The organism is Citreimonas sp. (genome assembly GCF_042096055.1).
In the GTDB taxonomy this organism is placed as follows: Bacteria; Pseudomonadota; Alphaproteobacteria; order Rhodobacterales; family Rhodobacteraceae; genus Citreimonas.
In genome coordinates, this window is sequence record NZ_JBELMH010000051.1 from 1 (window position 1) to 10,546 (window position 10,546).

General features: G+C 67.8%; 9 protein-coding genes. 3 read left to right on the forward strand and 6 right to left on the reverse strand.

All coding sequences use genetic code 11. The annotated features are described in order from the left end of the window. Positions 1 to 576 (forward strand): ATP-dependent helicase C-terminal domain-containing protein (locus tag ACFDTC_RS11985; protein WP_375259114.1); only part of this gene is annotated, 576 nt, incomplete at its 5' end. Positions 577 to 588: 12 nt separating this feature from the next. On the opposite strand, the gene ACFDTC_RS11990 is transcribed toward ACFDTC_RS11985, so the two are convergent. The 6 genes from ACFDTC_RS11990 to ACFDTC_RS12015 all read right to left on the reverse strand — a co-directional run bounded on the left by ACFDTC_RS11990 (position 589) and on the right by ACFDTC_RS12015 (position 7,848). Further along, complete coding sequence (locus ACFDTC_RS11990; RefSeq protein WP_375259115.1) at positions 589 to 1,911, reverse strand: aspartate aminotransferase family protein; 1,323 nt, start codon at positions 1,909 to 1,911, stop codon at positions 589 to 591. Beyond that, entirely contained in the window at positions 1,911 to 2,336 is a 426-nt protein-coding gene (locus ACFDTC_RS11995) for a universal stress protein (RefSeq protein ID WP_375259116.1), read from the reverse strand. Before ACFDTC_RS11995 ends, ACFDTC_RS11990 begins: the two co-directional genes overlap by 1 nt. Positions 2,337 to 2,347: 11 nt before the next feature. After that, a complete protein-coding gene (locus ACFDTC_RS12000) occupies positions 2,348 to 4,990 on the reverse strand; it encodes a TRAP transporter permease (RefSeq protein ID WP_375259117.1) in 2,643 nt (880 codons plus the stop codon). Positions 4,991 to 5,133: 143 nt separating this feature from the next. Then, the gene (locus ACFDTC_RS12005; protein WP_375259118.1) at positions 5,134 to 6,114 is read right to left on the reverse strand and encodes a TAXI family TRAP transporter solute-binding subunit; all 981 of its coding nucleotides are present in this window, start codon (positions 6,112 to 6,114) and stop codon (positions 5,134 to 5,136) included. Positions 6,115 to 6,339: 225 nt separating this feature from the next. Continuing rightward, a complete protein-coding gene (locus tag ACFDTC_RS12010) occupies positions 6,340 to 6,732 on the reverse strand; it encodes a response regulator (RefSeq protein ID WP_375259119.1) in 393 nt (130 codons plus the stop codon). Positions 6,733 to 6,843: 111 nt separating this feature from the next. Next, the gene (locus ACFDTC_RS12015; RefSeq protein ID WP_375259120.1) at positions 6,844 to 7,848 is read right to left on the reverse strand and encodes a LysR family transcriptional regulator; all 1,005 of its coding nucleotides are present in this window, start codon (positions 7,846 to 7,848) and stop codon (positions 6,844 to 6,846) included. Between the two features lie 164 nt (positions 7,849 to 8,012). Between ACFDTC_RS12015 and chvE the strand changes: the two genes are divergently transcribed. Together chvE and ACFDTC_RS12025 are read left to right on the forward strand one after the other, a co-directional pair. After that, positions 8,013 to 9,077 (forward strand): multiple monosaccharide ABC transporter substrate-binding protein, encoded by a 1,065-nt coding sequence (chvE, locus tag ACFDTC_RS12020; protein WP_375259121.1) that lies wholly within the window; start codon positions 8,013 to 8,015, stop codon positions 9,075 to 9,077. Between the two features lie 90 nt (positions 9,078 to 9,167). Next, positions 9,168 to 10,546 (forward strand): ATP-binding cassette domain-containing protein (locus ACFDTC_RS12025; protein ID WP_375259122.1); only part of this gene is annotated, 1,379 nt, incomplete at its 3' end.

The window sequence follows — 10,546 nt, forward strand, 5'->3', positions numbered from 1 at the left end:
ATGCTGGACGGCGTGCGGATGCTGGGCCTCGCGCCGGACGACAAGGCAAGGCGCTTCATGGCGCGTGTCGCGTTGGCGCGTGGCGGGGGCGCCGATCTGCCCGACCTGTCCGAACCGGCGCTTATGACCTCGCTCGAGGATTGGCTGCTGCCCTTCCTCGGCGGCGTCACCACCGCCGAGCAGTGGAAGCGCTTCGACCTGCTGCCCGCGCTGCAGGCGCAGCTGGATTTCACACAGCGGCAGGCGCTGGACGAAGCCGTCCCCGCCGGCTTCACCACGCCGCTGGGTCGGCAGATCCCCATCGACTATTCCGGCGACGAGCCCGAGATCGCGCTGCGCCTGCAGGAGCTGTTCGGCCAGACGTCACACCCGAAGGTCGCTGGCCGGCCGCTCAAGATCACGCTGCTGTCGCCCGCGCAGCGCCCCGTCCAGGTGACGATGGACCTGCCGGGGTTCTGGGCCGGCTCTTACGCCGACGTGCGCAAGGACATGCGCGCGCGCTATCCGAAGCATCCCTGGCCCGAGGATCCGACGCAGGCCGACCCGACCCTGCGCACCAAGCGGCGCGGGGGCTAGCGGTCTCCGCCTTCAGGCCAGCGCGCGGTCCAGGGCCCGGCCGAGCTTGTCCGTCAACTCGTCGATCTGCGCGTCCTCGATGATGTAGGGCGGCGCCAGCAGCACGTGATCGCCCTTGCGCCCGTCGACCGTGCCGCCGGCCGGATAGCAGACCAGTCCTTCATCCATGGCGGCGGCCTTGATCCGCGCGTTGATCTTGCGGGCCGGATCGAAGGGCTCTTTGGTCGCGCGATCCTCGACGACCTCGATGGCGCGGAACAGGCCGCGGCCGCGGATGTCGCCCACATGGGCGTGCTGGCCGAACCGCTCGGTCAGCGCCGCCTGCAGCCTGGCGCCCTTTTCGCGCACGCGGGGCAGCAGGTCGCGGCCCAGGATCGCGCGCAACACCGCACCGCCGGCGGCGGCCGCAAGCGGATGGCCGTGATACGTGTGCCCGTGCTGGAAGCTGCCCGATCCTGCCGCGATCGCGTCATGAATCGCCGCACTGCACAGCATCGCGCCGATGGGCATGTAGCCTGCGCCCAGCCCCTTCGCGATGGCCACGATGTCGGGGGCGACGCCGTCCTGTTCGCAGGCGAACAGCGTGCCGGTCCGGCCCATGCCGCACATCACCTCGTCGAGGATCAGCAGCACGCCGTGGCGGTCACAGATCTCGCGGATGCGCTTGAAGTACCCCTCGACCGCCGGCACCGCGCCGGCCGTGGCGCCCACCACGGGCTCGGCGATGAAGGCCATGACGCTGTCCGGTCCAAGCCGCTCGATCTCGGCCTCGAGCTCGTCCGCGGCACGCAAACCGTAGGCCTCGGCGCTCTCGCCATCCTCGCGGAAGCGGTATTCGTAGCAGGGCGCGATGTGGCTCGTCTCGACCAGCAGCGGGGCGTATTTCTCGCGCCGCCAGGCGTTGCCGCCGGCGGCCAGCGCGCCCAGCGTGTTGCCGTGATAGCTTTGCCGCCGGGCGATGACGCGGTGGCGGCCGGGCTGGCCGATTTCCAGGAAATACTGCCGCGCCAGCTTGATCGACGCCTCTACCGCCTCGGAGCCGCCCGACAGCAGGTAGACGCGGTCGATACCGGCGGGCGCGTTCGCGACCAGCAGGTCGGCCAGATCCTCGGCCGGCTCGGACGTGAAGAACCCGGTATGCGCGAAGGCGAGCGTGTCGAGCTGCGCGTGCATCGCGGCGCGCACCTCCGGGTCGGAATGGCCCAGGCACGACACCGCCGCCCCGCCCGAGCCGTCGAGGTAGGCACGCCCGTCCGCATCGTAGAGATAGCATCCCTCGCCCCGCAGCGCGGTGCGCGGCTGCGCCGAGGATCGGCCGAAGACGTGCCCGCCCATCAGCTGCGCACCACGAAGACCGATTGCCGGGCGTGACGAACCACGCGCGCGGCGTTCGGGCCCAGAAGGTAATCCGACAGCTCCGGCGTGTGCGAGGCCAGCACGATCGCGTCGACGTCCAGCTTCTGCGCGGCCTTGATGATCTCGTCGTAGATGCGGCCGTGCAGGACGTGGGGATGCACCGCGACCTCCTTGGGGACGTGGGTCTCGACCCATGTCTTCAGGTGCTCGCCCATTTCCTGCAGGGCGCTCGATTCGAACCCGTCGCGAAAGAAGCTGCCGACCACGGACATGCCGAAATCGGGCATCACCGCCACCACGTGCAGCACGATGTCGTCGCCGCCCAGGCGCAGCGCGGCGGGCAGCGCCGCCTGCCAGCTGGTTTCGGCAGACAGGTCGATGGGCAGAAGGATCGTCTTGAACATCGTCACGCTCCTCAGAAGGCCGGCTTGGTCTGGCGGCGGCGCTGCAGCACGATCACGAGGCCCAGCAGCAGCAACGCGGGGATGTAGAACACCTGCGCCGGCAACCGGTCGCGCGGCACCTGCACCTGGCCCAGCCTGACCGGCTCGTCGGCGTAGAAATCGAAGTTGCCCAATTTCTCGGCCGCCGCCGTGCCGAACATCGGCTCGTCCAGCCGGACGGTGTCACCCTCCGGGATCAGCAGCAGGCCCGAATTGTCGATCCGCTCCTGCGCGCTGGCGCCCTCGGCGAACATCACCAGCGTGGTCTCGGCGATCTCGCCGGTGTTGAAGTCCGGCCCCTCGATCCGCAGCCGCAGGCGCGTGTTCTCGGGCACCTCGGCCAGCACGTCCTGGAAGGCCGAGGGAGGCACGTCCTCGAACCGGGGTTGCGCCATGTCCAGCCAGACGTTCGGCACGAAGAAGGTGAAGGCGACCAGCAGCAGCGCCGCGCTTTCGTAGATCCGCGAGCGGGCCAGGAAGTAGCCCTGCGTCGCCGCCGCGAAGAGCAGCATCGCGAAGGTGGCGATCAAGAAGACGAAGACCGCCTGCCCGATGCCCGCCCAGGTGCCCAGATCGACGCCGTAGAGGATCAGCGTCGGGTTGTAGATGAACAGGAACGGCAGCGCGACGGTCCGCAGCGAATAGAAGAACGCGGTGAAGCCGGTCTTGATCGGGTCGCCCCCCGACACCGCCGCGGCAGCAAAGCTGGCAAGGCCCACGGGCGGCGTGACGTCGGCCATGATGCCGAAGTAGAAGACGAACAGGTGCGCCGCGATCAGCGGCACGATCAGGCCCTCTTGTGCGCCGAGGCTGACCACCACGGACGCCATCAGCGACGATACGACGATGTAGTTCGCCGTGGTCGGCAGCCCCATCCCGAGGATCAGCGAGAACAGCCCCACGAGCACCAGCATGAGGAACAGGATGCCGAAGGACAACTGCTCGACCAGGCCGGCCAGCTCGGTCCCGATGGGCGTCTTGGTGACGGTCGCGACGATGATGCCCGCCGCCGCCGTGGCGACGCCGATGCCGATCATGTTGCGCGCGCCGGCGATCAGGCCGTCGAGCAGGTCGATGAAGCCGCCGACGGTTTGTGCCCCTATCGCGCCCGCCTCGCCCCGGAACAGCGCCTTGAGCGGTCGCTGCGTGACCATGATAAGAAGCATCAGGGACGTCGCGTAGAACGCTGATTTCGCGGGACTTTGCCGCTCGACCATCAGGAACCAGACCAGCACCACGATCGGTAGGATGTAATGCAGGCCCGTCGCGTAGACCTCGGCCACGGTGGGCAGCTTGATCTCTGCCTCGTTGGGGTCGTCCACCTCGAGATCAGGGCGCCGAGCCGCGATGGCGACCAACAGGACGTAGACTGCCAGCAGGCACGCGATCGCGACGGGTGCGGCCAGCGACGGCACCGCCGCCTCAAGCGCGTTCATCGCGTAGATCAGCGCGGTGAACGCGGCTCCCGCCACCGCGAAGCCCACGAAGAACTTCAGGATCATCAGCGGAAAGCTCTTGGCCTCGCCCAGCGCCGGCATGTCCTTCTTCAGCGCCTCGAGATGCACGATGTAGACGAGCGCAATGTAGCTGATGACCGCCGGGATGAAGGCGTGCTTGATCACCTCGAGGTAGCTGATGCCGATGAACTCGACCATCAGGAAGGCCGCCGCGCCCATCACCGGGGGCATGATCTGCCCGTTGACCGAGGACGCGACCTCGACCGATCCCGCCTGCTCGCTGGTGAAGCCCACGCGCTTCATCAGCGGGATGGTGAAGGTGCCGGTGGTGACCACGTTGGCGATCGACGAGCCCGAGATCAGGCCGGTCATCGCGCTACCGACGACCGCCGCCTTGGCCGGCCCGCCGCGCAGGTGGCCGAGGCCCGCGAAGGCCAGCTTGATGAAGTAGTTGCCCGCGCCCGCCTTGTCGAGAAGAGAGCCGAACAGCACGAAGAGGAACACGAACTGCGTCGAGACGCCGAGCGGAATGCCGAATACGCCCTGCGTGTCGAGCCACATCGCGTTGATCAGTCCGGAAAAGCTGAGGCCTTCGTGCTCGATCAGTTCGGGGATCAGCCAGCCGGTGCCCAGGTAGGCGTAGAGCAGGAACACCGTGCCCACCACGGTCAGCGCGGGGCCCAACGCGCGGCGCGACGCCTCGAGCAGGACCAAGAGGCCGATGGCGCCGACCCAGACCTGGAACGGCGTCGGCAGGCCCGAGCGCGCGGTCATCGCAAGCGTGTCGGAGGCGATGAAGACGTAGAAGGCGCAGAACCCGCCGATCAGGGCCAACGCCCAGTCGATCAGCGGAATGCGCTCGCGCGGGGACGACTTGAACGCCGGGTAGGCAAGGAAGGCCAGCACCATGGCGAAGGTCAGGTGGATGGGCCGCGTCTGGGACGAGTTGAGCGCCGGCAGGTACTCGGCGAACCACAGCTGGGGCTGCGCGATCCACAGCTGGAACAGCGACCACGCCAGCGCCAGCCCCGCGATCAGCAGCGCCACCGACCGCGCGGACGGGTTGCGCGCCCCGCTGTCGTTGGACGAGACGAGATCCTGAAGATCCTCGTCCGAGAACTGGCGGCCGGATCGGTCGGCCTCGTTTCGATCGTTCATCCCCGGCATCCCCCTGCGCGGCGGTGCGGGTCGTCGCGTGGCTCGACGATCGCCGCCCTGTCATTCGTTCCGGTGCGCCCGGGGCCGTCGCGCGGCCCCGGGCCTGGTCGTGCGGGACGGCCCTAAGGTCCGTCCCGGACCGGTCACTCGATCAGGCCGGCTTCGCGGAAATAGCGCTCGGCACCGGCGTGCAGCGGCGCGGACAGGCCATCATTGGCCATTTCCTCGGGGTTCAGGTTGGCGAAGGCCGGGTGCAGGCTGCGGAACTGGTCGATATTCTCGAACACCGCGCTGACCACCTCGTAGACCACGTCCTCGGACACATCCGACGAGGTGACGAAGGTCGCGCCGACGCCGAAGGTCGTCGTGTCCTCATCGTTGCCCCGATACATGCCGCCCGGGATGGTCGCGACGCGGTAGAACGGGTTCGCCTCGACCAGCGCCTCGGTCGCCTCGTTGCTCACGTCGACCAACACGCTGTCGCAGGCGGTCGTCGCCTCCTGAATCGAACCCGACGGGTGACCCACGGTGTAGACCATCGCGTCGATGTTGTTGTCGCACAGCGCCTGGCTCTGCTCGGCGGCCTGAAGCTCGGACGCGACGGCGAAGTCGTCCATGGTCCAGCCCATCTCGTTCATCAGCACCTCCATGGTGCCGCGCTGACCCGAGCCGGGGTTGCCGACGTTCACGCGCTTGCCCTTGAGATCCTCGAAGGTCTCGATTCCGGCATCGGCGCGCGCCACCACGGTGAACGGCTCGGGGTGGACCGAGAAGACCGAGCGCAGTTCCTCGAACGCGCCCTGCTCTTCGAAGCGCGAAGTGCCGTTGTAGGCGTGGTACTGCCAGTCGGACTGCGCCACGCCGAACTCGAGCTCTCCGTTGCGGATGGCGTTGATGTTGAACACCGAGCCACCGGTCGATTCGACGCCGCAGCGGATGCCGTGGTCGGCGCGGCCGCGGTTGACGAGACGGCAGATCGCGCCGCCGGTCGGATAGTAGACGCCGGTCACGCCGCCGGTGCCGATGCTGATGAACGTCTCTTCCGCGTCCTGCGCGGAAGCGGTGCCTGCCGCGCCCAGCGCGGTTGCTGCCGCCAGCGCGGCCCCAAGGATCGGTCGGGTCATCGGTTGTCTCCCTCAGATTGTGTCGTTGCTGACAATTGCCCCTGTGCCGATTGAGACCGGTTCTGGAACCCGAGGTCAAGGCGCGGGGGCAAATGGGCGCCACCAGCCTGCGCCAGAAGCCGTCGCGCCGGCGGCGTGAGCGGACACATTCCGGTTTGGTATCATAGCCTTGCAACGCGGCCCTAAAGCCGCGCGCAGCGGTCCTGCGCCGTACGCCTGCCTGCGTCAGGAGGCTCGCGCGGCCCGGCGCAGCGCGTCGACGAGGCGGGCTTCGGCGATCGGCTTGCCGATGTTCTCGGCCCCTTCGAGGCTGCCGCAGCCGTCGAAATCCGTCGACTGGTAAGCCGAGGCCAGCACGAACGGGATGTCGAGTTCGCGCAGCCGTTCGGCCACCGGGGTGACCAGTTCGCCCCGCAGGTTCATGTCGAGCATCGCCACGTCAGGCCGCCCGGTGTCGAGCAGGTCAAGCGCCGCGGGGACCGACGCGGCCGAGCCGAACACGGCGAAGCCGTGCTGCTCGAGCATCATGACGACGTCCATGGCGATCAGGAACTCGTCCTCGACGACGAGCACGGAGATGCCGTCGGCCCGCGCGTGCCTTGTCGTCTCATGGTGCATTCGTCCTCCGGGGAGCGATGGTCGTTTAAAACGGCGTTATAATGGCCAACCACCTGATCGCTAACTCTGTTCCGGGCCGCGGCAGAGATAACGGCGCGGATCGGTCGGGCGTCAGGCGCCGAACGCGCCCTCGATGGTCTTTTCGTTTATCTTGCGGCGGATCAGGGTCAGCACCCGAGTCACCGCCGGCGAGGCCTCGACCGATCGCAGGTAAATCAGCGAGTACGGAACGACGCTGAGATCCTCGGCCACGTTCAGCTGGCGGATGCGGCCGCCGAACGCTTCGGCGCCCGCGTAGAAGTTCGCCGCCGACCGCGCGATGGGCGCGATCGCGTTGGTCTCGCAGATGATAGCCAGCGTCAGCAGCATGGACGACGTGCTGAGGATACGCTCGGGCAGCGTGTACCCGTTGCGCAACAGGTAGGCCTCGGCCGTTCGACGCAGCAGGCCGTTCTTGGGCTGCATCACCCAGTCGTAGGCCAGGCAGTCCGCGATGGCGGGCTGCGCCTTGCGTGACAGCGGATGTTCCAACCGCACGACCAGCGAGACGGGTTCGGGGCCGACCTCTTCCAGCGTGATCGCGTGCGGGTCCATGCCTTCGGGGACCCGGCCTATGAAGAAGTCCAGGTCCCCGGCCGTCAGCGCGTCGGACAGCTTGTCGCTGGTGTCGATATGCACCGAAAGCTCGATGTCCGGGTAGGTCACGCGCAGCTCGCGGATGACCGGCAGGACCAGCTCGACCGCGGGGCCGGTGACGCTGCCGATCCGCACGGTGCCGCGCGCGCCGCTGCTCAGCGCGGCGATCTGGTGATGCGCGTCGTCGAGCCCGTGCAGCATCGCCTCCGCGCGGTCGGCCAGCGTGTGGCCGGCGGTGGTCAGCGTGACGCCGCGGGCGTGTCGGTCGTAGAGCCGCGCCTCGACCGTCCGTTCCAGTTCGGCCAGCAGGCGAGAGGCGGCCGGCTGCGTCATGCCCACCTGTGCCGCGGCGCCCGAGACCTGGCCCGTGTCGCGCAGCGCCACCAGAAGGCGCAGTTGCGACAGGCGCAGGCCCCGGCGGATCAGCGTGTCGCGCGCCACCGACAGCGACGGATCGGAGAAGGACACCGGTTCGGGCATGCTGCCTCGTTATACCAATTTCTGCATAACGTTTACGGCATTCGGAATTTGAATGCTATAGGAACCGGGCGCAGAGTGCCCTCACGCATCCCCGGCAAACGGGGAACGAAGTGAGGTCCGACAAACCGCGGAGGGGCGGGATGCGGACAATGGGAGGAATTCAGATGGCAATCACCAAACGCGCCCTCGGCGCGACCGCTCTTGCGCTCATCGTGGCAGGCCCCGCCTTCGCGCAGGACCAGGGCTATATCGGCATCGCGATGCCGACCAAGTCGTCGGCCCGCTGGATCGACGACGGCAACAACATGGTCAAGCAGTTCGAGGAAGCGGGCTATACCACCGACCTGCAATACGCCGAGGACGACATCCCGAACCAGCTGGCGCAGATCGAGAACATGATCACCAAGGGCGTCGACGCGCTGGTGATCGCGGCGATCGACGGCACCACGCTGACCAGCGCGCTGGCCAACGCGGCCGCGGCCGACATTCCGGTCGTCGCCTACGACCGCCTGATCCGCGACAGCGGCGACGTCGACTATTACGCGACCTTCGACAACTTCAAGGTCGGCGTGCAGCAGGCCGAGACGCTGGTGGCTGGCCTCGAGGAACGCTTCCCCGACCAGAAGCCCTGGAACGTCGAGCTGTTCGGCGGCAGCCCGGACGACAACAACGCCTACTTCTTCTACGACGGCGCGATGTCGGTCCTGCAGCCGCTGATCGACTCGGGCGACATCGTCATCCAGTCCGGCCAGCAGGGCATGGACACGGTCGGCACGCTGCGCTGGGACGGCTCGGTCGCGCAGGCGCGGATGGATAACCTGCTGTCGGCGAACTACACCGGGCAGCAGGTCCACGGCGTGCTGTCGCCCTATGACGGCCTGTCCATCGGCATCATCTCGTCGCTGCAGGGCGTCGGCTACGGCTCGGGCGACATGCAGATGCCGATCGTGACCGGCCAGGACGCCGAGATCCCGTCGGTCAAGGCGATCCTGCGCGGCGACCAGTACTCGACGATCTTCAAGGACACACGCGAACTGGCCCGCGTCACCGTCGGCATGGTCGACGCGCTGCTGCAGGGCGGCGAACCCGAAATCAACGACACCGAGACCTACGACAACGGCGTCAAGGTCGTGCCGTCCTACCTGCTCGAGCCCCTGCCGGTGACCGCCGACAACTGGGAAGAGCGGCTGGTCGAGAGCGGCTACTACGACAAGAGCGAGATCGAGTGATCTGACCTCCCCCGACCGGTCGCTTCCACCGGTCAGACTGGCCCGCCGGGCATTGTCCGGCGGGCGCATTCCGAACGCGCGAGCCCCCAGATGTCAGCCATTCTTGAAATGCGCGGGATCACCAAGGAATTTCCCGGTGTGAAGGCGCTCGACGACGTGACGCTGTCCGTGGCCGAGGGCGAGATTCACGCGCTCGTCGGCGAGAACGGCGCCGGCAAGTCCACCCTGATGAAGGTGCTTTCGGGCGTCTACCCGCACGGGTCCTACGACGGCGAGATCGTCTACGACGGCAAGCCCCGCGCCTTCCGCTCGATCCGCGACAGCGAGGACGTGGGCATCATCATCATCCACCAGGAACTGGCGCTGATCCCGCTGCTGTCGGTGGCCGAGAACATCTTCCTGGGCAACGAACGCGCCACGCGCGGCATCATCGACTGGCGCGCGACCTACGCCCGCGCCGCCGAACTGCTGGCCCGCGTGGGCCTTCACGAACACCCCGAGACGATCCTAGACGACCTCGGCCTCGGCAAGCAGCAGCTGGTCGAGATCGCCAAGGCGCTGTCGAAGAACGTGCGCCTGCTGATCCTGGACGAGCCGACGTCGTCGCTCAACGAGACCGACAGCGCCAAGCTGCTGGATCTGCTGCTGGATTTCCGCAAGAAGGGCCTGACCTCGATCCTGATCTCGCACAAGCTTAACGAGGTCTCGAAGGTCGCCGACACGATCACTGTGCTGCGCGATGGCGCCACCGTCGCCCGCATGAACTGTGCCGACGGCGTGGACGAGAACGACATCGTTCGCAACATGGTCGGTCGCGCGCTCGAGGACCGCTATCCGCCCAAGGGCGACGGGCGGCCGGGCGAGATCGCGATGGAGGTCCGCGACTGGACCGTGCATCACCCGCTGCATTCCGAACGCCGCGTCGTCGACCGCGTCAGCTTTCACGTCCGCCGGGGCGAGGTGCTGGGCATCGCCGGGCTGATGGGCGCCGGCCGGACCGAGCTGGCCATGAGCCTCTTCGGCCGCTCTTACGGCCGCGACATCAGCGGCAGCGTGTCGATCAACGGCGCGCCCGCGGACCTGTCGACCGTGCGCCGCGCCATCGACGCGGGCCTCGCCTACGCGACCGAGGATCGAAAGACCTTCGGCCTCGTGCTGGACGAGACCATCCGCCGCAACGTGCCGCTGGCCGACCTGCCGGCGATCTCGCGCAACGGAATCGTCGACCAGGCGCGCGAGGCCGAAGTCGCGCAGGACTACCGCAAGCGGCTGGCGATCAAGTCGTCGTCGATCGAGCAGGTCACCGTGAACCTGTCGGGCGGCAACCAGCAGAAAGTCGTGCTGTCCAAGTGGCTGTTCGCCGACCCCGACATCCTCATCCTCGACGAACCGACCCGCGGCATCGACGTGGGCGCGAAGTACGAGATCTACGCGGTCATCCGTGACCTCGCGGCACAGGGCAAGGCGAT